The sequence below is a fragment of the Nocardiopsis sp. FR4 genome, from assembly GCF_009830945.1.
Taxonomy (GTDB): Bacteria; Actinomycetota; Actinomycetes; order Streptosporangiales; family Streptosporangiaceae; genus Nocardiopsis.
The window spans coordinates 203,502-229,852 of record NZ_VWVV01000009.1 but is presented as its reverse complement, the minus strand read 5'-3'; the positions used below and the strand labels follow the sequence as shown (position 1 = coordinate 229,852).

Sequence of the window (26,351 nt, the reverse complement as noted above, 5' to 3'; positions counted from 1 at the left end):
CCTATGACGGGACGCGACACCGAACCGCGCCAGACCCCCGCGGAACTCGAGGCCGAGATCAACCGCGAGCAGCGGCGTCTCGCCGAGACCCTGGAAGAGCTGAGCGTGCGGGCCCAGCCCGCCAACGTCGCCCGGCGGCAGATGGAGCGCATGCGCGAGCGCGGTGCCCGCGTCGTCGACGAGGCGCGTGCCCTGGTGGTCGGCGGTGGCGCGGTGCGCGTGCGGAGCCGTGCGGTGGAGCCCGCCGAGGGCAGTGTCGTCCTCAAGGGCGACGACGAGTTCGTCACCACCTACCAGTCGCGCGGTCAGCTCCCCCCGGAGGTGCTGTACCTCGCGGTCGGCGTCGGAGCGGTCATCGCGGTGGGCGTGGTCGCCTGGGCGGTGCGCCGCGGGAGGTAGCGCCGCGGAAGTGTGCTGGAAGGGGCCCCTGCGCGGGCCCCTTCCGCCGTGTCCGGGGTTCCGCGGACTCGGTCAGAGGAAGGTCCGCCCCTCGCCGCGGTAGGTGGGCACGGCCCCCTCGTAGGCGCCCGTGTCGGAGTCGACCAGGTGCAGGGTGTCGAAGCGCTCGCACAGCTCTCCCGCCTTGGCGTGGCGCATCCAGACCCGGTCGCCCACGGCCAGACCGTCCGCGGCGGCGCCGAGCAGGGGGGTCTGCACCTCTCCGGCGCCCTCGGTGGGGCTGTACGTCAGCCCGGCGGGCAGGTGGGGGAGCGGGGCCCGGTGGGCGTCCAGGGGGCCGGAGGCCGGATAGCCGCCGCCCAGGGCCGTGGCCACACCGGGTCCCGGGCGGCGGACGACCGGCAGGGCGAACAGGGCGGCGGGGCGTCCCCGGAAGGACCGGTAGTGGTCGAACAGGTGCGGCTGGTAGAGCCCCGAACCCGCGGCCAGCTCCGTCACGGCCCGCTCCCGTCCCGTGGTGTGCAGGCTGCCGGTGCCGCCGCCGTTGACGAAGCGCAGGTCGGCGACGGCGCGCACGGCGCGCACGATCGCGGCCCTGCGCCGGGCCAGTTCCAGGGCCGAGCGGCGCTGGACCGCGCGCAGCAGGCGGCCGTAGAGGGGGCGGCCGGGCGGGTCGTCGCCGACCCCGGCGATCTGTGCCTCGTAGGCCATGATCCCGTCCAGGAGCAGCTCGGGCCTGGCCAGGACGGCGCGGGCCAGGGCCGCGGCCTGGGCGGGGGTGCGTACGGGGGAGCGGTGGGCGCCCACGCGGGCGCGCGGGCCGAGCGGCTGCCAGCTGGTGTCGATGTCCAGGCAGACCCGTACCGGAGGCGCGCCGGGTCCCCGGGAGGCGTCGGCGACGGCGGCGCTGATCAGGTCCAGGTGGGCGGTGTCGTCGACCATCAGGGTGACGGCGCGGGCGGCGGCGGGATCGCGGACGAGCCGGGCCAGGGCTCCCCGGTCCACGGTGGGGTAGGCCACGAGGACGTCGTCGCTCACCGGGTCGTCCCCGGTGGCCAGCCACAGCGCCTCGGGCAGGGTGAAGGCCATCACGCCCGCGTAGCCGGGCATGGCCAGGACGGTGCGCAGCAGTGCGCGGCTGCGCACGGACTTGCTGGCGACGCGGATCGGTGTGCCGTGGGCCCGGCGGGTGAGGGCGGTCGCGTTGGCGCGCAGGGCGGCCAGGTCGACCATGGCGAAGGGGGCGTCGAGTTCTCGGGTGGCGGCCTCGTACGTCTCGCTCAGGCTTGTCATGCCCTGAGAATGCCAGAACATGAATCCCTTTCATATTCCCCCAGGGAGAGGGCACCCGCCGGCCGCCCGGCGGCCGATATCCTTGGATGCCACGGCTGAGCAGCCGGTCCGATCCCGGGAGTGGTTCTTTCCATGAGTGAGCGTGAGTACGTCCTGACCCTTGCGTGCCCCGACAGCCGGGGTATCGTCGCCGCTGTGGCCAACCTGCTGTCCGACCACGGTTGCAACATCACCGAGAGTCAGCAGTACGGCGACCACTACACGGGCCGCTTCTTCCTGCGCATGCAGTTCGTGGCCGAGCGGGGCGGGAACGGGGTGGCCGGGGAGGACGTGCTGCGCGCGGCCTTCGCCGCCCTGGCGTCCGAGGTCGGCGGCGGCGACGCGTTCGTGGAGTGGACCCTCAGCCCCCGGGACGTGCGCCCGCGCGTGATCGTGATGGTGTCCAAGTTCGGCCACTGCCTCAACGACCTGCTCTACCGCCAGCGCAGCGGCCTGCTGGACGTCGACATCGCCGCGGTGGTCTCCAACCACCCGGATCTGGAGTTCCTGGCCGACTCCTACGGGGTGGACTTCCACCACCTGCCGATCACCGCCCAGACCAAGCACGAGCAGGAGGCGCGGCTGCTGGAGCTGGTGGACTCCCACGACGTGGACCTGGTCGTGCTGGCCCGTTACATGCAGGTGCTCTCCGAGGAGCTGTGCGCCAAGATGTCGGGCCGCATCATCAACATCCACCACTCCTTCCTGCCCAGCTTCAAGGGCGCCCGCCCCTACCACCAGGCGCACTCCCGCGGCGTGAAGCTGATCGGCGCGACCGCCCACTACGTCACCGCCGACCTGGACGAGGGCCCGATCATCGAGCAGGAGGTGTCGCGGGTGGACCACACGCACAGCCCCGAGCAGCTCACCGCGATCGGCCGGGACCTGGAGTCGGTGGCCCTGGCTCGCGCGGTCAACTGGCACGCGCAGCGCCGGGTCCTGCTCAACGGGGACAAGACGGTCATCTTCGGCTGAGGCCCGGCGCGGCCCGTGGCGACACGGGCCCGCACCTTTTTCGGACAGATGGGGGCGCCTTCGGGCGCCCCTTGCGTTTTCTTGCTCCTCCGTGGTTCCCCACGCGTTTTTGGGGCAGGAATGAGAGTACTCTTACCTCTTCTGATCAGCGAAAACACACTGTATGTCACTTGTCGACTACGTAGTGTTTGTATATGGTGTGATCAGTTCGCAACCTTCCAGCCGTTCAGGCGGAATGTCAACGGGGTTTCGGTCTGACATTCCGGAGGAGTGCGCCCGCGGCGCGGGCCGCTGTCCTCCGGGACCGGGGCCGCACCGCGGAACGCACGTAGGGGGACCAGTGACGGACACGAGGACCGAGGCCAAGGTGCCGGGGGCACGTGAGTCGGGCCGGAGCGAGGCCGGGAAGGAGGAGGGCGGGCGCACGCAGATCGCCGACGGCGTGGTCGCCAAGATCGCCGGTATGGCCGCCCGGGAGATCGGCGGCGTCCATGCCATGGGCGGGGGCACCTCCCGCGCCGTCGGCGCGGTCCGGGACGCGGTGACCGGCGGGAGCGAGCGGAGTTCGGCCTCGCGCGGCGTCTCGGTCGAGGTGGGCGAGCGCCAGGCGGCCGTCGATATCGACCTGGTCGTGGAGTACGGCGCCGCCATCCAGGACCTGGCCGCCGCCGTGCGGCGCAACGTCACCTCGGCCGTGGAACGCATGACCGGCCTGGAGGTCACCGAGATCAACATCCGGGTCGACGACATCCACCTGCCCGACGACGACCGCGAGGACGAGGGCGAGTCCGCGCCCCGGGTCCAGTAGCCGTGGCACGAGACGGGGATCCCGGAGAGCTGGCCCGGCGCTTGGCCGAGGAGGCCGCCGCCTTCCCGGACGTGGTGGAGCTGTCCTCGGGGGCCTTCGGAACCCTGGCCACCCCCGTCCCCGGCGGACGGGTGCCCGGGGTCGCGGTGCGCCCCGACAGCGTCGAGGTCGGGGTCGTGGTCCGCTTCGGGCGTCCCCTGCCCGAGCTGGCCGCCGAGCTACGCCGGGGCCTGGCCCCGCTCGCCGGGGGCCGGACGGTCCACATCAGTGTGGAGGACGTCGTCGCGGGCCTGGGGGACGGGGTCCGCGCGCGCGGTTGACACAGCAGCAGAGGCTGGACAAGAGGGGGAAGCCATGTGGCCCATCGTTGGCCTGGCCTACGGGACGGTACTGGGGCTCGCCGCCGCCTTCGGCGGGTTCACGGCCTTCGCGCTGGTCCTGATCCTGGGCTTGGCGGGGTTCGTCGCCGGCCGGGCGATGGAGGGCGAGATCGACCTCAACGCGATGTTCGCCCGGCGCTCGGCCTGACATGCGGGAGGCGGGCGTGAGGGGGGTGGGCACCGGCGCGGTGCCCCGACAGCGACAGCGGCCGTACGGGGCTCCGGCTCCGGGTCCGGACGCGCGGGGCCGCGACCCGGGCGGGCGCACCCTCATCGAGCACTCCGTGGTGGAGAAGGCCGCCGCCCGCGCCGTGCGGGAGGTACCCGGGGCGCTGGTGGTCCGCTCGCGCACGGCACGCGCCCGGGTGAGCGGTGAGGTCGTCCTGCTGCGGCTGCGGATCGGCGTCCACTACCCGCGCTCCGCCCGCGAGGTCGCCGGGCGGGTGAGCGGGCACGTCAGGCGCCGGATCGAGTACATCACCGGCAAGAGGGTTCATCACATCGACATCGAGATCGCGGAGTTGGTGCGCTGACATGACCACCGTGGAAGAGGCACTCGGACGCCCGGACCAGGGCGTCGACCGCAGGGCCAGGCGGGTGGCCGTCCACACGTTCCGTCCGCGGCGGTCCTGGCCCGCGGTGATCACGGGTTTCGTGATCCTCGTGGTGGCCGTCGTGGCCGCCGCCGAGGTGATCTCGGCGCTGGCGGGCAGTCCGCTGCGGCTGATCCCGGTCGGCGCCGCCACCGGTTACGCCGCCACCGCCACCTGGTCCAGCCCCTCGGTGCAGATCGCCTCGGCGGTCCTGGCGGTGATCGGCCTGACCCTGATCGTCCTCGCCCTGGCACCGGGGCGGGGGCGCTGGACCGCCCTACGCACCGACGACCCCGCCCTGGTGGTGGGGTTGACCCGGCCCGCGCTGCGCCGCGCGGTGGTCGCCGCCGTGCAGGACGTGAGCGGGGTGGACGAGGCGCACGTGACGGTGCGCGGCAACAGGATCCGGGTGCACGCGCGCACCGGGATGCGCGACGCGGCGGAACTGCCCACGGAGGTGACCGCGGCCGTGGAGCGGCGGTTGGAGGAGCTGGCGCCGCTGCGCAGCATGCGGATCGCCACCCACGTGCGGTACGCGGAGGGGTGACCATGGCTGGTGACAGGGCGCGCAGGTCGGCCCGGGGGAACCGCTGGGGACTGGCGGTCGTGGGCGTGCTGCTGCTCGCCCTGGGGCTGGCGTCGCTGGCGGCCGGGCGCGGGCTGTTCGGCGCGGACCTGGCCGACAGCGCGCTGCTCGGCCCGGGGACCCGGGAGGCGCTCTCCCAGCGGTGGGTGCCCTACGCGGTGGTCGCGGCGGCCTTCGTGGCCGGGTTCCTGGCCCTGCGCTGGCTCATGGTCCAGGGGCTCAACGACACCGTGGGGCGCCTGGTCCTGGAGCGGAGCGACGAGGGCCGGGTGGAGATATCCGAGAGCGTGGCCCGGGGCGCCCTGGAGCAGGAGATCGCCGAGTACCCGGGGGTGCGCCGCGCGCGTGCCCGCCTGACCGAGTCCACCGACGCCCCGCACCTGCGGCTGGCGCTGACCCTGGACGAGGACGCGGACGTGACCGGGATCTGGCTGCGGGTGAGGGCGGAGGCGCTGGCCAACCTGCGCCAGGCGCTGGACCTGGAGCAGGTGCCCGCCGTCGTGCGGATGTCGATGACCGCCCCGGCCAGGAACCCCCGGCGCAGCCTGGCGTGATCCGGCCCGCCGTCGCGGGTGCCTGTCAGCTTCACCACATGAGCCGAAAGACCTTCGTCAACCTGTCGGCCGCGAGCCTCGACGCCACCCGGGAGTTCTTCAGCGCCCTGGGCTTCGAGTACGACGAGGCCCGCTCCTGTGACTGGGCGCTGTGCGTGGCGGTCAACGGCGACTTCTCCGTCCTGTTCCTGGCCGAGCCCTACTTCGCGGACTTCGCGCCCTCGGGGGTGGCCGACCCCTCCGCCGGGAACGAGGTCGTCACCACCCTGGGCGCGGACAGCCGCGATGAGGTGGACCGCATGGCCGAGGCCGCCGCCGTGGCCGGGGCGACCGGGGCGGTCACCGCCGAGCAGACGGGGGTGTACTCGCGCTCCTTCACCGACCCCGACGGCCACCGCTGGGAGTTCCCGTACACGGACCCGGAGGCGGCGCCCTCCTGACCCGGGACCGTCCGAGCCGCGGTGTACCCCTGGGACATGGCTGGGACCGCGAAGCGGGACGGGGGAAGGGACCGGAAGGCCCTGGTCGCGGGACGGGCGGTGCGCCATGCTTCACCCATGGGTGAGGACCGTTGCCCCCACGACCTCCTGCCCGGCCAGTGCGGGCTGTGCCGACCCGTTCCCCGTGGGCTGGCCGAGCGTGTGACGGTCACACCGGGCGGGACGGTGTTCCACCTGTCCCGGCGCTGCGAAGCGCTGGTCGAGGGGCAGCGCAAGGCCGCGCGCATGGGTCTTGAGGTGCACGATCCGCAGGTGGTGCCCCTGGAACGGGTCGTGCACGACCGTCCGCCGTGTGTCCACTGCTTTCCCGACTACGCACCTGAGGGAACCAAGCTGTGCTGGGTGCGGCACGAGGGTGCCTGGTACAGGGGACTGATCACGCGCTGGCGCGGACGCGGCGCCGCCGGGCTCTGGGAGGCCGACGTGTCCTACGTGGTGGACGTCGCCCTTCTGGAGGCGGTCGTCGACGAGCGGCGGCTGCGTTCGCGCGAACCCGGGCAGGGGTCCCCCGGAGGCCGGGCCCCGGTCAGCACTCGATGACGTTGACGGCCAGGCCGCCGCGCGAGGTCTCCTTGTACTTGTCGTGCATGTCGCGCCCGGTGTCCCGCATGGTCTTGATGACCTTGTCCAGGGAGACGAAGTGGCTGCCGTCGCCGCGCAGTGCCATGCGCGCGGCGCTGATCGCCTTGACCGAGGCCAGCGCGTTGCGCTCGATGCACGGCACCTGCACCAGGCCGCCGATCGGGTCGCAGGTCAGCCCCAGGTTGTGCTCCATGGCGATCTCGGCGGCGTTCTCCACCTGGGCGGGGGTGCCGCCCAGCACCTCGGCCAGCCCGGCGGCGGCCATCGAGGAGGCCGAGCCCACCTCGCCCTGGCAGCCCACCTCGGCCCCCGAGATCGAGGCGTTCTGCTTGAACAGGATGCCGACCGCGCCCGCGGTCAGCAGGAAGCGCACCACGCCCTCGTCGCCGGAGCCGGGGCTGAAGTGCATGTAGTAGTGCAGCACCGCTGGCACGATCCCGGCCGCCCCGTTGGTCGGGGCGGTCACCACCCGGCCGCCCGCGGCGTTCTCCTCGTTGACCGCCAGGGCGTACAGCGTGATCCAGTCGCTGCCGCGCATGGGGTCGGAGTCCACGTTCGTCGGCGCCAGCAGGCCGGACTCGTCACAGTTGCCGCCCAGCTGCCGGTACAGGCGGTGCGCCCGCCGGGGCACCTTCAGCCCGCCGGGCAGGCTGCCCTCGGTGGTCACGCCGCGGCGCACGCACTGGCGCATGGCCGTCCACAGGGTGAGCAGACCGGCGCGGATCTCCTCGGGGGAGCGGCCGAAGGCCTGCTCGTTGGCGAGCATCACCGCGCTGATCGACATCCCCGTCTCCGCGCAGACGGCCAGCAGCTCCTCGGCGCTGTCGAAGGGGTGGGGGAGCACGGTGTCGTCCGGCTTGATCCGGTCCGCGCCCGCCGCGCGCTCGTCCACGACGAACCCGCCGCCCACGGAGTAGTAGACCTTGGCGGCGAGTTCGGCCCCGGAGGCGTCCAGTGCCGTGAAGCGCATCCCGTTCGGGTGGTCGGGCAGGCTCTCCTTACGGCGGAAGTCCACGTCCACGGCCGGGTCGAAGGCCACGGTCGGGCCGGAGGGGCCGCCCAGGGACAGGGTGCGCTCCTCGTGCACGCGGGCCAGGAGCGCGGGCACCGCGTCCACGTCCACATGCTCGGGGGTGTGCCCCATCAGGCCCAGGACCACGGCGGTGTCGCTGCCGTGGCCCTTGCCGGTCAGGGCCAGGGACCCGTACAGCTCGGCCCGTACCCGGGCCGTGCGGCCGAGCCGGTCGCCCAGTCCGGTCACGAACGTGCGGGCGGCCTTCATCGGGCCGACCGTGTGCGAGCTGGAGGGCCCGATCCCGATCTTGAACAGGTCGAACACGCTGATGGCCATGGCTGTCCTCCTCGTTGAGTACAGGGCCCGGTGCGCCGTGCGGGGCCCTGGAGCCCCGCACGGCGGAGCTCTACAGGTTCGGGTAGAGCGGGTACTTCGCGGTCAGGGCCCGTACGCGGGCGCTCAGGGCCCCGGCGTCGAACTCCGGCTTGAGCGCCTCGGCGATGACGTCGGCGACCTCGGCGAAGTCCTCGTCGCCCAGCCCGCGGGTGGCCAGGGCCGGGGTGCCGATCCGCAGACCGGAGGTGACCATCGGCGGACGCGGGTCGTTGGGCACCGCGTTGCGGTTGACCGTGATCCCGACCGAGTGCAGGCGGTCCTCGGCCTCCTGGCCGTTGAGCTCGGAGTTCACCAGGTCCACCAGGACCAGGTGCACGTCCGTGCCTCCCGAGAGCACCTTGACGCCGACCTCGGCCATGTCCGGCCGGGTCAGGCGCTCGGCCAGCAGCTTGGCGCCCGAGACCGTGCGGCGCTGGCGTTCGGCGAACTCCTCGCTCGCGGCGACCTTGAACGAGACCGCCTTGGCCGCGATCACGTGCTCCAGCGGGCCGCCCTGCATGCCGGGGAAGACCGCGGAGTTGATCTTCTTGCCCAACTCCGCCTTGGACAGGATCATTCCGCCGCGCGGGCCGCCCAGGGTCTTGTGCGTGGTGGTGGTGACCACGTCGGCGTGCGGCACCGGGTTGGGATGCAGCCCCGCGGCCACCAGACCGGCGAAGTGCGCCATGTCCACCATGAGCAGCGCGCCGACGGAGTCGGCGATCTTGCGGAAGCGGGCGAAGTCCAGCTGGCGCGGGTAGGCCGACCACCCGGCGACGATCATCTTGGGCCGGTGCTTCTCGGCCAGCGCCTCGACCTCGTCGTAGTCGACGGTGCCGTCCTCCTCGCGCACGTGGTAGGCCACCGCGTTGAGGATCTTGCCGGAGTAGTTGATCTTCATGCCGTGGGTCAGGTGACCGCCGTGGGCCAGGTCCAGGCCCAGGATGGTGTCGCCCGGCTTGAGCAGCGCGAAGTACACGGCCGTGTTGGCCTGCGCGCCCGAGTGCGGCTGCACGTTGGCGTGCTCGGCTCCGAACAGCGCCTTGGCGCGGTCGATCGCGAGCTGCTCGACCACGTCGACGTGCTCGCACCCGCCGTAGTAGCGGCGGCCGGGGTAGCCCTCGGCGTACTTGTTGGTCAGGACGGTGCCCTGCGCCTCGATGACCGCCTGGGGTGCGAAGTTCTCCGAGGCGATCATCTCCAGGGTGTCGCGCTGGCGGGCCAGCTCCGCGTCGACCGCGGCCGACACCTCGGGGTCCAGTTCGCCCAGTGTCTTGTTGAGCGTGTTGTCAGTAGCCATCGGGGGCCTACTCCTCGCCTTCGGTCAGCTTGGTGTACTCCTCGGCGGAGAGCAGGTCGGAGGGCTCCTCGGAGACCCGCGCCCGGAACAGCCAGCCGTCTCCGAAGGGCTCGGAGTTGATCTTCTCGGGCTCGTTCTCAAGCGCCTCGTTGACCTCGGTGACCTCGCCGCTGACCGGTGAGTAGATCTCGCTGACGGACTTGGTGGACTCCACCTCCCCGCACGACTCGCCGGTGGTGACCTCGCCGCCGACCTCGGGCAGCTCGACGAAGACGATGTCGCCCAGCGACTCGGCGGCGAACGAGGTGATCCCGACGGTGGCGATGCCGTCCTCCACCCGGACCCACTCGTGTTTGGCGGTGTAACCCAGCTCCGTGGGAACGCTCACTTCAACTCTCCTTGGAGGTGTTCGTTTTCCTGCCGCGCGCCCGTACGGCTGCCCGGCCCGGCCTACGCCCGGTCGCGCCCCGTCCGTGCAGGTCCCCCGTGGGGATCCCGCCGCACCGGGCGCGTGGGCCTTCGGGGTGTGAAGGCCCTGCTACGACCGCCGCTTGTAGAACGGCAGGTCGACCACGTCGACGTCCTCGCCCCGCCCGCGCACGTCCACGGTGAACGCGCCGGTGCCGGTGTCGAGGTCGCCGTCCACGTAGGCCATGGCGATGGGGCGGCCCAGGGTGGGAGAGGGCGCGCCACTGGTGATGGTTCCGACGGCGGTGCCGTCGCGGAGCACCTCCTGGCCCCTGCGCAGCGGGCGGCGGCCGCGCGCGAGGAGACCGATGAGGCGGCGGGGGCGGGCGGTGCGGGCGGCCTCCTCCAGGGCCGCGCGGCCCACGAAGTCGCCCTTGTCGAACTTGACCACGCGGCCCAGCCCGGCGTCGAAGGGGGTGAGGTCCGGGGTGAGCTCCTGGCCGTACAGCGGCATCCCCGCCTCCATGCGCAGGGTGTCGCGGGCCGAGAGCCCGGCGGGCACCAGGCCGTGCCCGGCCCCCCGCTCCATGAGGGCCTCCCACACGGCGGGGGCCCCGTCCGCGGGCCGGACGAAGATCTCGAAGCCGTCCTCGCCGGTGTAGCCGGTGCGGGCCAGCAGCACGGGCGTGCCGGCGACGGTGTGCTCGTACCCGGCGTAGTAGCGGATCCCGTCCAGGTCCGCGTCGGTCAGCGGCGCCAGGATCTCCACGGCGCGCGGGCCCTGGACGGCGATGAGGGCGTAGTCGGCGGACTCGTCGGCGACCTCGACGTCGAAGCCCGAGGCGCGCTCGGCCAGGGCGGAGGCCACCACCGGCACGTTGGCGGCGTTGGCCACGACGAGGTACTCCTCCTCGCCCAGCCGGTAGACGATGAGGTCGTCCAGGACCCCGCCGTCCTCGGCGGTGATCATGGTGTAGCGGGCCCGGCCCACCTTGACCTGGGACAGGTGCCCGACGAGGGCGTAGTCGAGGGCCTCGGCGGCCTGCGGGCCGGTCAGGCGGATCTCGCCCATGTGGGAGAGGTCGAACAGGCCGGCGGCCTCGCGCACCGCGGTGTGCTCGGCGGTCTCGCTGCCGTAGCGCAGCGGCATGAGCCATCCGGCGAAGTCCACGAGCGTGGCCCCCGCCTTCTCGTGGACCTCGCGTAGCGCTGTGGCGCGCGGCGCGGCTGCGGGCTCTGACATGGGTACTCCCGAGAGGATGGGCGTCGTGACATGCGTGGCGTTGCCATCCTCCCCCTCTGTCATCGGTGCCTGAGAGCTTCGCCACGTGATCGGCGTGGCTTGCACCTTCGGCGAGGGACGGCGCGTCCCTGCTTTCCAGAGTGGTCTCGCCCGTACGGTCCACTGTGCCTGAGAGGTTGTCTTCGGGGAGGGATTGCTCCTTCGGCGGCCCGCGCTGGATACGCGGGCACTCTCCCGTACGGGGTCAGCAACACGTTCAGCCTAGCAGCGGGCGCACACCCCGCCCAAGGGTGCCCGGGGCGCCCGGGGAGGGGCCCGGTCCGGTGCGGATAACGGACCCGACCCCGGCGCGGATCCGGTCCCGACACCCGCGCCGATCCCGCCTGTGGGACGGGGGCGCGGGTTAGCGTTGCCGGGACGGGCTTTCGTCGTGTGGAGGGATGGCGAGTGCGAACCGACGTCGAACACCGACAGCGCGGGGGAGGGGCGGCCCTTCGTGCGGGACTGGCCGCGGTGTGCGCCCTGGGCCTGGTGGCCGTACCGGCGTGCGCCGCGGCCGACCGGGACGAGGGGGCTTCCGGCTCAGGCGGCCCGGCCCAGGGCATGGCCGAGCCGCTGCCCCTGGTCCGGGGGGACGTGCCCGCCGTGGAGCGGGAGGAGTTGGAGACGGTGTTCTCCGAAGCGGGGGTCGTGGGCACCCTGGTGCTCTACGACGTGCGCGAGCGGACGGCCACGGTGGTCGACCCGGAGGAGGCCCGCGAGCGAGCGGCGCCCGCGGCCACCTTCGCCGTCCCGCACACCCTGATCGCCCTCCAGACGGGCGCGGTCGGGGACGTGGACGAGGTGCTCACCACCGGGGAGCCCGCGGCGCGGCGGGAGCGGGCCGCGAGTTTGCGCGAGGCACTGCCCGCCGCCGACCGGGACGTCTACCGGGAGGTGGCCCGCAGGCTGGGGCCCGAGCGGACGGCGGCCTGGCTGGACCGGTTCGACTACGGCAACCGGTCGGTGGGCGGCGCGGAGGACGCGGAGCGGTTCTGGCGGGAGGGCCCGCTGGAGATCTCCGCCCTGGAGCAGACTTCCTTCCTGGCCAGCCTGGCCCTGGGCGAGCTGCCCGTGGACACCGAGCACCGGCTGACGATCCGGGAGGTCTCCGCTGTGGAGGAGGGCGGGGACTACACCCTGTACGCCGTGCCCGAACGGGCCGCCGGTGGTGACGGCCCCGGCTGGTGGGTCGGCTGGGTCGAACGCGACGAGGCGCTGTACACCTTCGCGCTGCGGGTCGAGGCGGAGGAGGGGAAGGAGTCGCCCGAACGCCTGGGCCGCGAACTCCTCGTGCGGACGGAGGTCCTGCCCCCCGAGGCGGCGCGGAACTGACCCGGCCGTCCGGGGGCGGACCCGGCTGGTGCGGCGACGGGCGCTGGGCGGCCGGCCCCGGACGCACCGGTGGCCGGGAGGGCGCACCCCTCCCGGCCACCGGCGCGCGCGGTCCGCTAGTTCGCGTTCTTGCGCCGCTGGCGCACCGACTCGGCGAGCTGGGCCAGCACGTCGGCGGTGGTGTCCCAGCCCATGCACTTGTCGGTGATCGACTGGCCGTAGGTCAGGTCGGCCGGGTCGCCCAGCTTCTGGGCGCCCTCGACGATGAAGCTCTCCAGCATCACGCCGATGATGCCCTTCTGGCCCTCGGCGACCTGGGCGGCGATCGCGGCGGCCACGCCCGGCTGGCGCTTGTGGTCCTTGCCGCTGTTGGCGTGGCTGGCGTCGATCATCAGGCGGCGCGGCAGCCCGGCGCCCTCGATGACGTCCAGGGCGGCGTTGACCGGCTCGGCGTCGAAGTTGGGGCCGTTGCGCCCGCCCCGCAGGATCACGTGGCAGTCCGGGTTGCCGTCGGTCACGACCACCGAACCGGCGCCGGTCGGGTCCACCCCGAAGAAGGTGTGCGAGGCGGCGGCCGCCCCCACGGCGTCCACGGCCACCTGGACGTCGCCGTCGGTGCCGTTCTTGAAGCCGACGGGGGTGCTCAGGCCGCTGCTGAGCTGGCGGTGCACCTGGCTCTCGGTGGTGCGCGCCCCGATGGCGCCCCAGGAGACGACGTCGGCGATGTACTGAGGGGTGATGGGGTCGAGGAACTCGGTCCCGGCGGGCAGCCCCAGGGAGTTGATGTCCAGCAGGAGCTTGCGGGCGGTGCGCAGGCCCCGGTGCACGTCGTAGGTGTCGTCCAGGCCGGGGTCGTTGATCAGGCCCTTCCACCCCACGGTGGTGCGCGGCTTCTCGAAGTACACGCGCATCACGACGCACAGGTCGTCGCGCAGGGAGGGCGCCAGGTCGGCCAGGCGGCGGGCGTAGTCCATGGCGGACTCGGTGTCGTGCACCGAGCAGGGACCCACCACGACCAGCAGGCGGTCGTCATCGCCGTCCAGCACCCGTTTGACCTCGGCGCGCGCGTCCTCGACCAGGGCGCTGCGCTCGGGGCCCAGAGGGAGCTCGGCCAGCAGGTCCCGGGGGGCGATGAGTGGCTTGTAACTGGCCACCCGTGTGTCGTTCGTGGTCGGCATGGTGCTCCCCTTGGATCCTGTCTGTTCTTTTTCGCTGCCGTCGTGAAAGCTGCCGCCAAAACAGTAGCGTGCCGGGTCGCGCGCGGTGCGCGCGCGTCGCCATTCCACCGCGGACGCCGGTGACGGAAAACACCGGAAAGGCCGGGCGCCCCGAAAAGACGTCTCGCCATGTGGGACGGTTTCTGTGCGCGTCGCCCGTGGAGTTTTTCCGGAAGCGGTTCGCGCACGGCTGTGCGCGGACCGGTCGGCGGCCGTCGCCGGGCTCAGCCCTTCAGGCCCGGGAGGTCCTCCTCCCAGTACTCGCGCGGGTTGCGCGCGTCGTCGGTGACCGCACCGCGCTCCGCCTCGGCCTGGCGCAGCTGCACCCGACGGATCTTACCGGAGACGGTCTTGGGCAGGTCGGCGAACTCCAGGCGGCGCACCCTCTTGTACGGGGACAGGCGCTCGCGCGCGTAGGCCATGATCGACCGCGCGGTCTCGGAGTCGGGGGCCACCCCCGCGGCCAGAGCCACGTAGGCCTTGGCCACCGCCAGCCGCAGCGGATCGGGCGAGGGAACGACGGCGGCCTCGGCCACGTATTCGTGCTCGACCAGAACGCTTTCGAGTTCGAATGGTGAGATGCGGTAATCTGAGGCCTTGAACACATCGTCGGATCGGCCGATATAGGTAATGTAACCGTTCGAATCCCGACTGGCGATGTCCCCGGTGCGGTAGCGGCTCCCGCGCTTCACCTCACGGGTCAGCTCCGGGGAGTCGGCGTAGCCCTTCATCAGCCCCACGGGCTCCTCGGTGGTGTCCACGCAGATCTGTCCGGTGTCGGACGGTTCCTCGGTGGCCTGGTCCGCCAGCACCACGCTGTACCCGGGCATCTCCCGTCCCATCGACCCCGGCACCACCGTCTCACCGGGACCGTTGCCGAGCAGGATGGTGGTCTCGGTCTGCCCGAACCCGTCGCGCACGGTGATCCCCCACGCCTCGCGCACGCGGTCCACCACCTCGGCGTTGAGCGGCTCGCCGGTGGCCACGGCCTCGCGCAGCCCCACCTTCCAGGAGGCCAGGTCGGTCTGCAGGAACATGCGCCACACGGTGGGCGGTGCGCACAGGGTGTCCACCCCGCGCCGCACCACCTCGTCCAGCAGCCGCTCGGGGTCGAACCGGTCCTGGTTGACCACCAGCACCGTCGCCTCGGCGTTCCACGGCGCGAACACGCTGCCGTAGGCGTGCTTGGCCCAGCCGGGCGCGGACACGTTGAGGTGCACGTCGCCCGGCTGCACGCCCAGCCAGTACATGGTGGACAGGTGTCCCACGGGGTACGAGCGCTGGGTGTGGGTGACGAGCTTGGGCCGGGCGGAGGTGCCGGAGGTGAAGTACAGCAGCAGGGGGTCGTCCGGGTGCACGGGGTGCGGCGGGTGGAAGTCCAGCCCGGCGTGCTCGGAGTCGGCGTAGGCCAGCCAGCCCTCCACGTAGCCGACGCAGATCCGGGTCCAGTGCCCGCTCATCCCCGCGAACTTCTCCGTCTCCGCCGCCGAGCAGACCACGTGCGCGATCTCCCCGCGCTCCAGCCGGTCCATCAGGTCGGTCCCGGACAGCGCGGTGGCGGTCGGGGCGACCACGGCGCCGAGCTTGATCGCGGCGAGCAGGGTCTCCCACAGCTCCACCTGGTTGCCCAGCATGAGCAGGATCCGGTCGCCCGCGCGCACACCCTGGTTGTTCAGCCAGTTCGCCACCTGGCTGGAGCGCTCCGACATCTGCCGGTAGGTGTACCGGGCCTCGCTGCCGTCCTCCTCCACGATCCGCAGCGCCGTCCGGTCCGGGCGCCGCTCGGCGACCTCGTCGAAGTAGTCCAGCGCCCAGTTGAACTGCTCCGGGCGGGGCCAGGTGAACTCCCGGCGCGCCCGCTCCTGGTCCTCGCGGTGCGTGAGCAGCAGATCCCGTGCGGCGCGGAACTCCGCCGCACCCGCTTCGGCCTTCTCCCTCGACATCTGTGGCGACCTCCGGTTCAGGGGACAGGGCACCGGCCGCACCGACCGCCTCCGCCGCGCGCGGGGGCGGTGAACGGCTGTTGTCCCGCAGGTCCTACCCGGGATGGGCGGCCCCGACGCCTGGGCGGCGCGACCCTAGGATGGGTGGCCGTTGGTTGGAACGGAACCCCTCCGCCGGGGACCCCCCGGGGAGGCACGCGTTCGAGAAAGGCCCTTCGCCTGTGCGTACCCTGTACCCGCCCATCGAGCCCTACGACTCCGGGATGCTCGACGTGGGCGACGGACACCGCGTCTACTGGGAGCTGTGCGGCAACCCCGCGGGCAAGCCGGTGGTGTTCCTGCACGGAGGCCCCGGCGGCGGCTGCGGCCCCGACCACCGCAGGCTCTTCGACCCCGAGCGGTACCGGATCCTGCTGTTCGACCAGCGCAACTGCGGCCGCTCCACCCCGCACGCCAGCCAGATGGACACCGACCTGTCCACCAACACCACGTGGACGCTGGTGGGGGACATGGAGCGGCTGCGCGAGATGATCGGCGCCGAGACCTGGCAGGTGTTCGGGGGCTCCTGGGGCAGCTGCCTGGCGCTGGCCTACGCCCAGCGGCACCCCGATCGGGTCAGCGAGCTCATCGTGCGCGGCATCTTCACCCTGCGCGAGGACGAGCTGCGCTGGTTCTACCAGGAGGGCGCCTCGCACCTGTTCCCGGACCTGTGGGAGTCCTACCTCGCGCCCATCCCCGAGGAGGAGCGCGACGACCTCATCGCCGCCTACGCCCGCCGCCTGGAGTCCCCGGACCGGGAGGAGCGGCTGGCCGCGGCGCGCGCCTGGAGCGTGTGGGAGGGCTCCACCGTCACCCTGCTGCCCAACCCGGGGCTGCGCGAGCAGCACGCGGACGAGGACTACGCGCTGGCCTTCGCGCGGATCGAGAACCACTACTTCGTCAACGGCGGGTTCCTCGCTCCGAACCAGCTCATCGACGGTGCGGAGAAGATCCGGCACATCCCCGGCGTGATCGTGCAGGGCCGCTACGACGTGTGCACCCCGATGCGGACCGCCCACGACCTGCACCGGGCGTGGCCGGAGGCCGACTTCCACGTCGTGGACGACGCCGGGCACGCGTTCAGTGAGCCCGGGATCCTGCACCACCTGATCGAGGCCACCGACCGCTTCGCGGGCTGAGCGCCCGGAGGGGCCGCGCGGCGCGCCCGCGCGGCCCCTCCGGGCGCCGGTCAGTCCCGGTACCAGCAGGGGTCGGTGTCGATCCCCTCCAGCTGGGCGCGGGCCAGGTGGCGCGACAGGTTCCACGAGGCGAACCCGTCCTCCTCCTCCAGGCGGCTGTCCAGGAACATCAGCGGGCAGTGGTCCGGGTCCCGGGACAGCTCCAGCAGGGCGGGTACCGCGTCGGCGGACAGGCCGCGCAGGTACCAGGAGTCCCCGTCCGACATCCGCTCCTCCGGGGAGTCCCCCGTGATCTCCGTGCCCGTGTGGCTCTCGGCGATGCGCAGGTCCGGGTTGCCGTACGCGAACACGGCCAGGGCCGCACCGGTCAGCGCGACCGTGACGCGGGGCAGCCAGGCGGCCGAGCGGCCCAGGGTGTCGAGCGCCCCCGCCGCGAGGACCAGTCCGAACACCCCCGCGCTCCACAGGATCCACGCCTCGGCGGTGACCCGCAGCCGGGTCAGGCCGAAGGTGTCGATGTACAGCTGCAGGCGCATCATCGCCGAGGCCAGGATGACCAGGGTGAGCAGGCACAGGGCGCCCAGCAGGGCGTTGCGCAGGACGCGGGTGGCGGCCGGCCGGGAGGGCAGCAGGCGCACCGCCACCCCGATCACGCCCAGCACCAGGGCGCTCACGGTCACCAGCTGGAAGAAGCCCTGGCGGGCGTACTCGGCGTAGGTGACCCCCGCGACGCGCTGCACGTGGTCGTCGCCGCCGAACATCGCGACGGCCTGCACGGCGAGGAAGAGGGTGAACAGAGCGACCAGGGCGCCGAGCGGGATCGTCCAGACCCACACCGGGAGGGGCGGCTCCCCGGTGGGGGCGGCCGCCCCGGACACGGCCGGGGACCGGGCCGCGTGGTGGCGGCGGGCGGTCAGGACGGCGGCGCCGGTGAGGAGGACGGCCGCGGCCATGGCGAACAGGTCGCCCAGAAGGGTGAGGGTGAGGGGGCCGTCACCGGCCAGCGAGCGGAGGAAGTCCTCGATGTAGCTGGCGAACACCGCGTCGGCGAGGACGAACAGCAGGCCGAAGACGGTCAGCAGGACGGCCGTGACCACGGCGGTGAGCAGGACCGGCGCGACCATCCGCCGGTACCGGGCGCCGCGCAGCGGGGCGGTGAGGAACCCCGGGGTGGCGGGAAGGTTGCGGAACAGGGCCAGGGAGCCGGTGACGACGCCGACCGCGCCCCGGCGGGAGGCGGGGTTGCGCGCGGCGAAGGCCATCGAGGCGAGGAGGAAGGACGCGGTCAGGGTCCAGAGGAGCACCCAGCCCGCGTCGCGGAACACGGCGGTCAACAGCAGGACGGCGGCGAGCACGCCGTAGACCGCCGACCAGGTGTAGGCGTAGCGGTCGGGCCGGGGCTCGGGGGAGGGGGCGGGGCCCCGGGCGGGCGGTGCCGCGGCCTGCTCCGGCTTCGCGGCCTCCACCGGGTCCGCGGGGTCTCCTGGTTCCGCGGCCTCCTCCGCCTCCGCGGCCTCCTCCGCCTCCGCCTCCGCGGTTCCGTCGGCGGGCCGAGCCGACCCGGAGCCGTCCGGCTCGGGGGCCCCGGGCGCCGTCCGCGCGGCCTCCTCCGTTCCGCTCTCGGGGATGGCGGGGCGCACCATCAGCGCGGTGAGCGCGGTCAGCCCCGCCACCACACCGGTGATGGCCAGGCCGATCCCGGGCCGGTCGAGGGTGGCCAGCAGCGCGGCCACCACGCCGACGCCGAGCACGGCGGCCGGCAGCCAGCCGGGTGTCGGGGGCAGCGGTGCCCGGCGCGGCCGGTCGTACATCCGCTGGTACTGCTCGTACCGCTGGGCGTAGGTCATCGTCTGGGGCGCGGGACCGTGGTGGTACCCCGCGTGGGCCCGGGCCCCGGACGGCGGGTACGGCTCCGGAGGAGGCCCCGGCTGCCGGGGTGCTCCGGCCGCTCCCGGCGAGTCGGCCGGTGCCGGACCGCTCGCCGCCCGGTCGGCGGGGTCCGGGGCGGTCTCGCTCTCACTCTCGCTCACGACGCGTTCCTTTCCCGACGGCACCGAACGGTCCGGCGCCGTCAGGGGTGGGACTACCGCCGGTCCGCTTTGGTTGCGGGAGATGTCGGTTCTGTCGGGCGGACTCCAGGAGTAGGCGGGGCCGGAAGCTTCTGCGCCGGGCCCCGCCCGCCCTAGGGTCGGAGTGGCACACACCCTTCTTCCGCGCGAGGAGCCGACGACGATGCGAGTCCAGGTCGACTACGACCAGTGCGAGAGCAACGCCCTGTGCATGTCCGCCGCCCCGGAGGTGTTCGAGGTCCGCGACGACGACTTCCTCCACCTGCTGACCGAGGAGCCCGGCGCCGGGTCCCACGAGCGGGTCCGCCAGGCCGAGCGCCTGTGCCCCAAGCGCGCCATCACCGTGCTGGAGTGACCCCGGCGGCGGCCAGGGCCTCCTCCCACGTGGTCGGCTTCTCCAGCAGGCCCCGGTAGCGCATGGTCCTCGGCGTGGAGCGCAGCCCCAGCACACCGGTGAGCATCCCGTCCCGGCCGAGGAGGGCCACGAATTTTCGGTCCTCCGGGGAACCGTGCACGAAGGCGACCTCATCCGCCGGGGTACCCTGCCCCAGCAGTTGGATCTTCATCTTGTATTGGTCTGACCAGAAGTAGGGCACCGGGGTGAAGGGCGTGCGCCCCTCGCCCGCGAGCAGGTTGTGCGCGGCGGCCTCGCCCTGCTCGGCCGCGTTGGTCCAGTGCTCCAGCCGGACCCGGCCCCCGTAGCGCGGGTGCGGCCAGTTCGCCAGGTCGCCGACGGCGTACACGTTCGGAACCGAGGTCGCGGAGTAGGCGTCGCAGGCCACAGAGCCGTCGGGCCGCAGCTCCACCCCCGAACCCCGCAGCCACTCGGTGTTCAGCCGCACCCCGATCCCCACGACCACCAGTGAGGCCTCCACGGCCGAGCCGTCGGCCAGGCGGACCCGCTCCACCCGGCCCCGGCCCTCGAAACCGGTCACGCCCGTGCCCAGGCGCAGGTCCACGCCGTTCTCCCGGTGCAGCTCGGTGAGGACCCGGCCGACCCTGGGGTCCACCACGCGGGTCAGCGGCGTGGGAGCCGCCTCCACCAGCGTCACCTCCATACCCACCGCGCGGGCACTGGCCGCCACCTCGGCGCCGACGAACCCGGCGCCGACCACCACCAGGCGGCCCCCGGAGCCGAACGCGGCCCGCACCGCCTCGGCGTCGTCCAGCGTGCGCAGCACGTGCACCCCGGCCAGGTCGGTGTCGGGGCGGCGCGCCCGCGCGCCGGTGGCGATCACCAGACCGTCGTAGCGCAGCGCCCGCTCGGTGCCGTCCGGCCCCGCCACGCGCACCTCGCGGGCGGCGGTGTCCAGGCCCACGGCCCGGCTGCTGGGGCGGAAGTCAAGGTCGAGCGCGTCCACGGCCGCGTCCTCGCGCAGACGCAGCGCCCGGTGGCCCGCCAGCCAGCCCGGGCCGCCGCCCGAGGGGTCCAGCCCCACACCGGTCAGGACCTCCTTGGACAGAGGCGGTCGCGAGTAGGGGCGGTGCGCCTCCTCGCCCACGAGCGTGATCCGCCCGTCGAAGCCGCGCTCGCGCAGCGCCTCGGCGGTGTGCAGCCCCGCCATTCCGGCGCCGACGACGACGATGTCGTTCAGGGTGTCCCGCACGGTGCTTCCCTTCCGGTACTGGCCCCTCGGCCTGGTCAGAGCGGGCGGACCTCGCCCACGGGGGCGCCGCCCCCGAGGACGTCGACGCGCAACCGGTCACGGACGGGGGAGACGTCCACGCCGAGGGTCCTCAGGGCGTCGAGTGCGACCAGCGTACGCGCACGCTCTCCGGCGTCCCCGTCGCTGATCTTGACGGCGACGGCCTCGCCGGTGGCGGCGCTGAGCACGAGGACGCCGTCGGCGCCGATCTTGGAGACCAGCCCGGGCATCCGCGTCATGAGGTCGGTGTCGACGCGGTCGCTGCCCGCCACGTACAGCGGGTGCGCGCTCATGGCGTCCAGGACCGCGCGCTCGGGGCTGTCGGCGGGGGCGGTGCGCATCCGCCACAGGCCGCGGGCCAGCCCGGCGAGGGAGACGGCCAGCTGGGGCGCCCCGCAGCCGTCCACGGCGGTGTGCGCGACCGGTTCGCCGCACAGGTCCTCGATGGTGCGGCGGACCAGTTCCTGGAAGGGGTGCTCCGGCTCCAGGTAGTCCTTGGTGCTCCATCCCCCGGCCACGCAGGCGGCGAGCATCCCCGCGTGCTTGCCCGAGCAGTTCATCAGGACGCGCTCGGGCTCGCGGCCGGAGCGGACGAACTCCGTCCGGGCCCGCTTTCCGGAGGGGACGTCCGGCGGGCAGCCCAGGTCCTCGGCGGTCAGCCCGGCGGCGGCGAGGATCCGTTCGGTCTCGGCGACGTGGACCTCCTCACCGCTGTGGCTGCCCGCGGCCACGGCCAGGGCGGCTCCCTCCAGCGGCGCCCCCGCGCGCAGCATCGCCAGCGCCTGGAGGGGCTTGGCGGAGGAGCGGGGGAACATGGGCTGGTGGACGGGCCCGCGCGCGTAGGAGATCCGGCCGTCCGGGGACAGGCCGACGACCGCGCCGTAGTGGACGCTCTCCAGCATTCCGGAACGGACGACCTCCGCCAGGGGGACGTACTCGGGCAGCGGCCTCTGGGACATGCGGGTTCTCCTCGCCGTTGAGGTCGGGGTTGGGTGTGCGCGGAGTGTCCTGGTGGAAGAGGACACGAGTAGGAACGTTACATAATCCGCCGTTCTTCCGATCGCCCGGCGGGTGCGCGGGCGGCGCCGGGGCCGGGAACACGTGGGGAACCCCCCTTGCGCGCGTGCGCGCGGTCCGGTGTCGGACGCGGGGAGTAGGGTCTTGCCGTTGGACACCAGCACGAACAGCCGGTCGGCCCGGCGGGACGAAGGAGTGGGGCACGCGATGGGAACGCTGCGGACGGGCGCGCTGACCCGGCGCAGGGTCGGCATGCGGGCGGCGGACCTGGAGTACGCGGTGCTCGACATGGAGACCACCGGCCTCGAACCGGGCCGGGGCGCGCGCGTCGTGGAGGTCGCGGTGGTCCGCGTGCGCGGCGACGGCAAGCTGGTCGAGGAGTTCAGCACCCTGGTCGACCCCGGCGGCCCGGTGGGCGGCCAGGAGTTCCACGGGATCGGCGCCAGCGACACCGTCGGCGCCCCCGCCATCGCCCAGGTGGTGCCGCGGCTGACCGAGCTGCTCTCCGGCGCGGTGGTGGTCAGCCACAACCTCGACTTCGAACGGCGCTTCCTCGAGGCCGAACTCGTGCCCGCCGGCCTGCCGGGCGGCCAGGCCGGACTGTGCACGCTGCGCGCGCTGCGCTCCCAGGTGGAGCTGGACCGCTACTCGCTGCCCCGGGCCTCCCACCGCCTCAGCGGCGACTGGCCGACCGGCCAGCACACGGCCCTGGGCGACGCCCGCGCCTGCGCCAAGCTCCTCGCCGAACTGCTCACCAACGCCCCGGGCGAGCTGCGCTACAGCGGGCCCGCGCCCCGGCGCCTGGCGGTGCCGGAGCGGTCCGCCGCCGTCGGACCGGTGCGGTGGAAGCCGCGCACGGCCCCACCGCCCGGGGGCCTGCCGCCGCTGAGCCCCTGGCGGGCGAGCTGGCGGCCCCGGGAGCTGGACCCGGCGCTGTGCGGAGGGGCCTTCGACGAGGCCGACCGCGCCGCGGCCGAGACCGCCGCGCACCGCGACAGCCGCGCGCGCGAGCGGCTGGCCGTGGCCGCCGCCGTCACGGGGGGCATCGCGGCCACGGCGGCGGGCGGCCTGCTGGCACGCCTGGCGGCCGTGCGCGGCGCGGGGGCCTGAGCGGGGCGGGGCGCGGTGGACCGGGCCCCGGCCCCGCGTTCACCGGCGCGTGCTCACAGCCCGGACAGGGTGAGGAAGAAGGCCACGATGAGGGCGCTGCCGCCCACCGTGGTGAGCAGGGCCTTGCCCTGTTCGGTGAGCCGTGCCGACACCAGCCGCACGCGCGGGGGGACCGCCGCGCGCGGTGCGGCGGCCACGCCGCCGCGGCGGCCCGGACGCGGCGGCGCGGACCGTCCGGGCACGTAGCGGGGGACCTTGTTGAACATCGCGATCGACACCAGGGCGGCGCCGAGGAGGATCAGCACGAGCGACACGTCTGCGGTGGCCTCACACTCGGTCGAAGGGACGACCGCCCGCGGGGGACGGGCGGGGCACCGATTCTCGCCGATGTCGCCGTACTGTCGCGACGGAATATCGCCTTGCCAACGTTGTGGCGCGGATTAGGGGCTGGCCCTTATGACCGTCCGTTCAGGAGCCGACACACGGGGTGGGTGAAGCGGACGGCCGGGGCAGGACGGTGTCGACGGTTTCGGTCTCCACCCCCAGGGCGCGGAGCACGAACCGGGTGACCAGGGCGTGGGTCTCGTCCAGGCCGACCTCCCCGCTGACCAGCGGCAGGCGCTGGGAGCCCACCATGGACAGGGTCAGCCGCGCGGTGGGCTCGGCGGGCAGGGGGTCGAACTCGCCCGCGGCGGTGCCCTCCTCCAGGATCTCGGTCAGCAGGCGCTGCATGGGCGCCACGTGGGCGGCGAGCGCCTGGTAGGCGTCCGGGCCGAGGCTGGCCCCGAGTTCGGCGGCGGGCGGGTGGGGGTGGGCGACGATGCCCTCCAGCTGGAGGCGGACGAACGCCGACAGCCGCCGTGCCGCCGACACCCCCGAGGGCAGTTCGCGCCGGTACCGCTCGACGAACGCGCTGTTGACCTGCTCGGTGAAGGCCAGGAGCAGCGAGGGTTTGTCCGGGAAGTAGTTGTAGAGCGCGGTGCGGGTGATGCCTGCGGAGTGGGCCACGTCGGTCATGGAGATGCGGTCGATCCCCTGGGTCCGGATCAGCTCGTCCACGGCCTCCATGATGCGGTCCCGTGTGCGGGCACGGTGGGCTGCGATGGTCGGTGCCGTGATCTTGGGCATCCTCCTATGGTGTCACGGCGGCGGCGACCCCCGGCATGGTTCGGCGGTGCGGGGCCGGGGACACCCGGTGCCCTCGCGGGCGCTCCGGAACCCGTCAGGCGGCCCCGGGCGCGTGGATCCGGCCCAGGTCGGCGAACACCTCGGTGTTGAGCTGGTAGGCCAGCCGGGTCTCGGCCACCATCCGGGCGGCGGCGCCGTCGTCCAGGTCCAGGGAGTCCAGCCGCTCCCGGTACCCGGCGCGGAACCCGGGCAGGCCGCCCAGCCCGTCGAAGACGTAGAAGGCCACCCCGGCCTCGTCCGTCAGCCCGTAGGCCCGGGCGGCGGCGCGGCGGATGAACTGGCCGCCGGACACGTCGCCCATGTAGCGGGTGTAGTGGTGGGCGACGAACCCCGCGGGGTGGTCGGCCATCTGCGCGATGCGGGCCGCGTAGGTGCGGGTGGCGGGGGTGGGGGAGATCCGTGCGCGCCAGTCGGGGCCGAGCAGGTGCTCCAGGTCGCGGACCAGCGCGGGGACCCGCTCCAGTTCCGGGCGGTGGAACCTTCCGGCCACGGGGTCCTCCGCCAGGAGCCGGCCGGTCTCCTCCAGCGCGACGTAGGCGAAGTAGTGCTGGGCGACCATCGCGGTGTACCCGGCCAGGGGCAGCGTGCCGTCCATCAGGGCCTTGGCGAACCCGTGGTCCTCGGCGGCCCGGTGGTCGTCCCAGGTCGCCCTGCGCAGGCGGTCGGAGAAGGGTTCGGCGGAGTCGGGGGCGGCGGTCGTGGGGGCCTGGGCCGATGCGCTCATGCGTGGCGTCCGCCTTCCGTGTCGCGCTTTTAGTGACATCATGTCATTTAGAGTGCCGCTGTCAAGAGGGATACGACACACTGTCGTTAAGATCCGGACGAGTCGGGCGCCGCCCCGCGCGGGCCCCGCCGGGGCGGCGGGGCTGGTCGGGCCGGCGCCATGGTCCCCGGCCGCGGACCGCGCCGACCTGTGACTTCCGGGAGGTGTGATCAGGGATGTCGGATAGGCTCCGGGAGGATCCGGAGGCCGCCGTCCCGCTCCGAGGGTGCGCGTGGACGGCCCGGCACCGGACGAAGGGCCCGTCGGCACGCCCGTCCCCCACGGGGAACGGACCCGCCCCCGGGGACGTGTCGGCCGCGCGGTCGCGTCCCGCGGCGTCGGATGCTCCTCGTCACGGTCGCTGGTCAACAGGTCGCCGGGGCGATTATCGTTTGGGTGTCGTGCGGTCCGAACCGCCGGAAAGAGCCCCGGGTGTCCCCTCGGGGCCCTGCGGCGCGACAGAGCACCCCGAGGACCGGCAGACCAAGGGCGATGAGTGGATACCAGGAGAACAGGGCACGATCCCGTGACGGTGATCGGCGGGGGAGCGGCGCAGACCGCTCCCGCCAAGGGTGCTGCCCCGCGGGGCAGCACCTTCCTGGGCGACGACACGACCCTGAACGACCGGGTGGAGGCTGCTGTCGAATCCGTTGACGTCCTGCTGGTCGAAGACGACCCCGGCGACGCTCTCCTGGCCGAGGAACTGCTCGCCGACACCGCCCTGACCACGCGTATCACCTGGGTCTCCACCCTCGCCGAGGCCCGCGGGCACCTCAAGGACTTCCGCGGCTGCGTGCTGCTGGACCTCAACCTCCCCGACGCCTCGGGACTGGACCTGCTCCGCGAGGTCCTGGACGGTGCGCCGGGCGCCGCCGTCGTCGTCCTGACCGGGCTCGACGACGAGCACGAGGGCGTGGCCGCCGTCGCCGCGGGCGCCCAGGACTACCTCGTCAAGGGCCAGGTCGACGGCTCCCTCCTCGGCCGCAGCCTGCGCTACTCCCTGGAACGGCGCCGCGCCGACGAGAACGCCCGCCAGCTCCGCGAGGCGCGCATCCGCGCCCGCGAGAACATGCGCCTCGAACGCGGCCTGCTGCCCCAGGTCCTGCTCCAGCGCTCCCCCCTGGAGCACCGCGCCTACTACCGGCCCGGCCGCAAGCGGGCCCTGGTCGGCGGCGACTTCTACGACGCGGTCGAGAAGGACGGCACCACCCACGTCCTCATCGGCGACGTCAGCGGGCACGGCCCCGACGAGGCCGCCCTCGGCGTCAGCCTGCGCATCGCCTGGCGCGCCCTCATCATGGGCGGCGTCGCCGAGGACCGCGTCCTGCCCAACCTGGAGGCGATCCTGGTCAGCGAGCGCGCCCAGGAGGAGATGTACGCGACGCTGTGCATGGCCAGCCTGGACACCGGCGACGACCGGGTCAGGCTCCGCGTCCTGGGCCACCCCCCGCCCCTGCTCCTGGGCCCCGGCGGGTCCGTGGCCGAGACCCCGGCCACCCCGCAGCCCCCGCTGGGGGTATTCCCGGTCGAGCAGGGCGACACCGACGAGGTCGTGCTCCCGGTGGGGTCGACCATGCTCTTCTACACCGACGGCCTCGTGGACGCCTACGACGGCGCCCCGCCCGCGCGCCTGGAGGTGGCGGGCCTGCGCCGCATGGTCGACGGTGTGCTGTCCCGGGGCGTCTCCCTGCCCGACCTGCCCGAACACCTGGTGGACGAGGCCGAGCGCAGCAACGGGGGGCCGCTCCAGGACGACGTGGCGATGCTGCTCATCACCCACGGAGAGCCCGAGTGAG

At 73.5% G+C, this 26,351-nt stretch carries 28 protein-coding genes and 1 riboswitch; of the genes, 15 read left to right on the top strand and 13 right to left on the bottom strand.

The window, feature by feature from the left end; genetic code table 11:
* Positions 1 to 3: 3 nt before the first annotated feature.
* Positions 4 to 399, top strand: coding sequence for a DUF3618 domain-containing protein (locus tag FYW95_RS11380; protein WP_159943027.1), 396 nt, complete (start codon positions 4 to 6; stop codon positions 397 to 399).
* Positions 400 to 471: 72 nt separating this feature from the next.
* Here the strand turns inward: FYW95_RS11380 and FYW95_RS11375 are convergent, their stop codons facing one another.
* On the bottom strand, positions 472 to 1,692 hold the full coding sequence (locus FYW95_RS11375; protein WP_159943026.1) for an alanine racemase: 1,221 nt from the start codon (positions 1,690 to 1,692) through the stop codon (positions 472 to 474).
* Between the two features lie 132 nt (positions 1,693 to 1,824).
* On the opposite strand from FYW95_RS11375, the gene purU reads away from it, so the two are divergent.
* The 9 genes from purU (at position 1,825) to FYW95_RS11335 (ending at position 6,667) form a co-directional block, all read left to right on the top strand.
* A complete protein-coding gene (gene purU / locus FYW95_RS11370) occupies positions 1,825 to 2,706 on the top strand; it encodes a formyltetrahydrofolate deformylase (RefSeq protein ID WP_159943025.1) in 882 nt (293 codons plus the stop codon).
* Between the two features lie 340 nt (positions 2,707 to 3,046).
* Positions 3,047 to 3,514: an Asp23/Gls24 family envelope stress response protein gene (locus FYW95_RS11365; RefSeq protein WP_159943024.1), complete on the top strand. Its 468-nt coding sequence runs from the start codon at positions 3,047 to 3,049 to the stop codon at positions 3,512 to 3,514.
* A 2-nt stretch (positions 3,515 to 3,516) separates the two neighbouring features.
* Complete coding sequence (locus FYW95_RS11360) at positions 3,517 to 3,834, top strand: hypothetical protein (RefSeq protein WP_159943023.1); 318 nt, start codon at positions 3,517 to 3,519, stop codon at positions 3,832 to 3,834.
* A 34-nt stretch (positions 3,835 to 3,868) separates the two neighbouring features.
* Positions 3,869 to 4,042, top strand: a complete 174-nt coding sequence (locus tag FYW95_RS27680; RefSeq protein WP_201294814.1) for a hypothetical protein — start codon at positions 3,869 to 3,871, stop codon at positions 4,040 to 4,042.
* 16 nt (positions 4,043 to 4,058) lie between these two features.
* Positions 4,059 to 4,427 carry an Asp23/Gls24 family envelope stress response protein gene (locus FYW95_RS11355; protein WP_159943022.1) on the top strand — a complete coding sequence of 123 codons (369 nt, stop codon included), beginning with the start codon at positions 4,059 to 4,061 and terminating at the stop codon, positions 4,425 to 4,427.
* A gap of 1 nt (position 4,428) precedes the next feature.
* Positions 4,429 to 5,034, top strand: a complete 606-nt coding sequence (locus FYW95_RS11350) for a DUF6286 domain-containing protein (RefSeq protein WP_159943021.1) — start codon at positions 4,429 to 4,431, stop codon at positions 5,032 to 5,034.
* Between the two features lie 2 nt (positions 5,035 to 5,036).
* A complete protein-coding gene (gene amaP, locus FYW95_RS11345; protein WP_159943020.1) occupies positions 5,037 to 5,627 on the top strand; it encodes an alkaline shock response membrane anchor protein AmaP in 591 nt (196 codons plus the stop codon).
* A gap of 38 nt (positions 5,628 to 5,665) precedes the next feature.
* Entirely contained in the window at positions 5,666 to 6,067 is a 402-nt protein-coding gene (locus FYW95_RS11340; RefSeq protein WP_159943019.1) for a VOC family protein, read from the top strand.
* A 117-nt stretch (positions 6,068 to 6,184) separates the two neighbouring features.
* Positions 6,185 to 6,667 (top strand): hypothetical protein, encoded by a 483-nt coding sequence (locus FYW95_RS11335; protein WP_159943018.1) that lies wholly within the window; start codon positions 6,185 to 6,187, stop codon positions 6,665 to 6,667.
* On the opposite strand, the gene FYW95_RS11330 is transcribed toward FYW95_RS11335, so the two are convergent.
* From FYW95_RS11330 to gcvT, 4 genes are all read right to left on the bottom strand, one after another.
* On the bottom strand, positions 6,654 to 8,060 hold the full coding sequence (locus tag FYW95_RS11330) for an L-serine ammonia-lyase (protein WP_159943017.1): 1,407 nt from the start codon (positions 8,058 to 8,060) through the stop codon (positions 6,654 to 6,656). The two genes, FYW95_RS11335 and FYW95_RS11330, sit on opposite strands and share 14 nt — an antisense overlap.
* A gap of 70 nt (positions 8,061 to 8,130) precedes the next feature.
* Entirely contained in the window at positions 8,131 to 9,399 is a 1,269-nt protein-coding gene (glyA, locus tag FYW95_RS11325) for a serine hydroxymethyltransferase (RefSeq protein WP_159943016.1), read from the bottom strand.
* 7 nt (positions 9,400 to 9,406) lie between these two features.
* Positions 9,407 to 9,787 (bottom strand): glycine cleavage system protein GcvH, encoded by a 381-nt coding sequence (gene gcvH / locus FYW95_RS11320; protein WP_159943015.1) that lies wholly within the window; start codon positions 9,785 to 9,787, stop codon positions 9,407 to 9,409.
* A gap of 150 nt (positions 9,788 to 9,937) precedes the next feature.
* Complete coding sequence (gcvT, locus tag FYW95_RS11315) at positions 9,938 to 11,050, bottom strand: glycine cleavage system aminomethyltransferase GcvT (RefSeq protein WP_159943014.1); 1,113 nt, start codon at positions 11,048 to 11,050, stop codon at positions 9,938 to 9,940.
* A gap of 145 nt (positions 11,051 to 11,195) precedes the next feature.
* A riboswitch (glycine riboswitch) is annotated at positions 11,196 to 11,297 on the bottom strand.
* 200 nt (positions 11,298 to 11,497) lie between these two features.
* On the opposite strand from gcvT, the gene FYW95_RS11310 reads away from it, so the two are divergent.
* Positions 11,498 to 12,424 (top strand): penicillin-binding transpeptidase domain-containing protein, encoded by a 927-nt coding sequence (locus FYW95_RS11310; RefSeq protein ID WP_236567832.1) that lies wholly within the window; start codon positions 11,498 to 11,500, stop codon positions 12,422 to 12,424.
* A gap of 116 nt (positions 12,425 to 12,540) precedes the next feature.
* On the opposite strand, the gene FYW95_RS11305 is transcribed toward FYW95_RS11310, so the two are convergent.
* Positions 12,541 to 13,602 carry a 3-deoxy-7-phosphoheptulonate synthase gene (locus tag FYW95_RS11305; protein WP_159943013.1) on the bottom strand — a complete coding sequence of 354 codons (1,062 nt, stop codon included), beginning with the start codon at positions 13,600 to 13,602 and terminating at the stop codon, positions 12,541 to 12,543.
* A gap of 263 nt (positions 13,603 to 13,865) precedes the next feature.
* Complete coding sequence (locus FYW95_RS11300) at positions 13,866 to 15,584, bottom strand: AMP-binding protein (protein WP_159943012.1); 1,719 nt, start codon at positions 15,582 to 15,584, stop codon at positions 13,866 to 13,868.
* A gap of 221 nt (positions 15,585 to 15,805) precedes the next feature.
* Between FYW95_RS11300 and pip the strand changes: the two genes are divergently transcribed.
* Positions 15,806 to 16,762, top strand: coding sequence for a prolyl aminopeptidase (gene pip, locus FYW95_RS11295; protein ID WP_159943011.1), 957 nt, complete (start codon positions 15,806 to 15,808; stop codon positions 16,760 to 16,762).
* 50 nt (positions 16,763 to 16,812) lie between these two features.
* On the opposite strand, the gene FYW95_RS11290 is transcribed toward pip, so the two are convergent.
* On the bottom strand, positions 16,813 to 18,792 hold the full coding sequence (locus tag FYW95_RS11290) for a DUF4153 domain-containing protein (RefSeq protein WP_236572170.1): 1,980 nt from the start codon (positions 18,790 to 18,792) through the stop codon (positions 16,813 to 16,815).
* Positions 18,793 to 18,994: 202 nt separating this feature from the next.
* On the opposite strand from FYW95_RS11290, the gene FYW95_RS11285 reads away from it, so the two are divergent.
* Positions 18,995 to 19,186 (top strand): ferredoxin, encoded by a 192-nt coding sequence (locus tag FYW95_RS11285; protein ID WP_159943010.1) that lies wholly within the window; start codon positions 18,995 to 18,997, stop codon positions 19,184 to 19,186.
* Here FYW95_RS11285 and FYW95_RS11280 read toward each other — a convergent pair.
* Entirely contained in the window at positions 19,170 to 20,438 is a 1,269-nt protein-coding gene (locus FYW95_RS11280; protein ID WP_159943009.1) for an NAD(P)/FAD-dependent oxidoreductase, read from the bottom strand. The two genes, FYW95_RS11285 and FYW95_RS11280, sit on opposite strands and share 17 nt — an antisense overlap.
* Positions 20,439 to 20,473: 35 nt before the next feature.
* Positions 20,474 to 21,436: an asparaginase gene (locus tag FYW95_RS11275; RefSeq protein ID WP_159943008.1), complete on the bottom strand. Its 963-nt coding sequence runs from the start codon at positions 21,434 to 21,436 to the stop codon at positions 20,474 to 20,476.
* Positions 21,437 to 21,701: 265 nt separating this feature from the next.
* On the opposite strand from FYW95_RS11275, the gene FYW95_RS11270 reads away from it, so the two are divergent.
* Positions 21,702 to 22,604, top strand: coding sequence for a 3'-5' exonuclease (locus FYW95_RS11270; RefSeq protein WP_159943007.1), 903 nt, complete (start codon positions 21,702 to 21,704; stop codon positions 22,602 to 22,604).
* A gap of 53 nt (positions 22,605 to 22,657) precedes the next feature.
* Here the strand turns inward: FYW95_RS11270 and FYW95_RS11265 are convergent, their stop codons facing one another.
* The 3 genes from FYW95_RS11265 to FYW95_RS11255 all read right to left on the bottom strand — a co-directional run bounded on the left by FYW95_RS11265 (position 22,658) and on the right by FYW95_RS11255 (position 24,516).
* A complete protein-coding gene (locus FYW95_RS11265) occupies positions 22,658 to 22,918 on the bottom strand; it encodes a hypothetical protein (protein ID WP_159943006.1) in 261 nt (86 codons plus the stop codon).
* Positions 22,919 to 23,072: 154 nt separating this feature from the next.
* Positions 23,073 to 23,732: a TetR/AcrR family transcriptional regulator gene (locus tag FYW95_RS11260; RefSeq protein ID WP_159943005.1), complete on the bottom strand. Its 660-nt coding sequence runs from the start codon at positions 23,730 to 23,732 to the stop codon at positions 23,073 to 23,075.
* 94 nt (positions 23,733 to 23,826) lie between these two features.
* Positions 23,827 to 24,516 carry a biliverdin-producing heme oxygenase gene (locus FYW95_RS11255; RefSeq protein ID WP_159943004.1) on the bottom strand — a complete coding sequence of 230 codons (690 nt, stop codon included), beginning with the start codon at positions 24,514 to 24,516 and terminating at the stop codon, positions 23,827 to 23,829.
* 565 nt (positions 24,517 to 25,081) lie between these two features.
* On the opposite strand from FYW95_RS11255, the gene FYW95_RS11250 reads away from it, so the two are divergent.
* The gene (locus FYW95_RS11250) at positions 25,082 to 26,350 is read left to right on the top strand and encodes a PP2C family protein-serine/threonine phosphatase (RefSeq protein ID WP_159943059.1); all 1,269 of its coding nucleotides are present in this window, start codon (positions 25,082 to 25,084) and stop codon (positions 26,348 to 26,350) included.
* The last annotated feature ends 1 nt before the right edge of the window (position 26,351 follow it).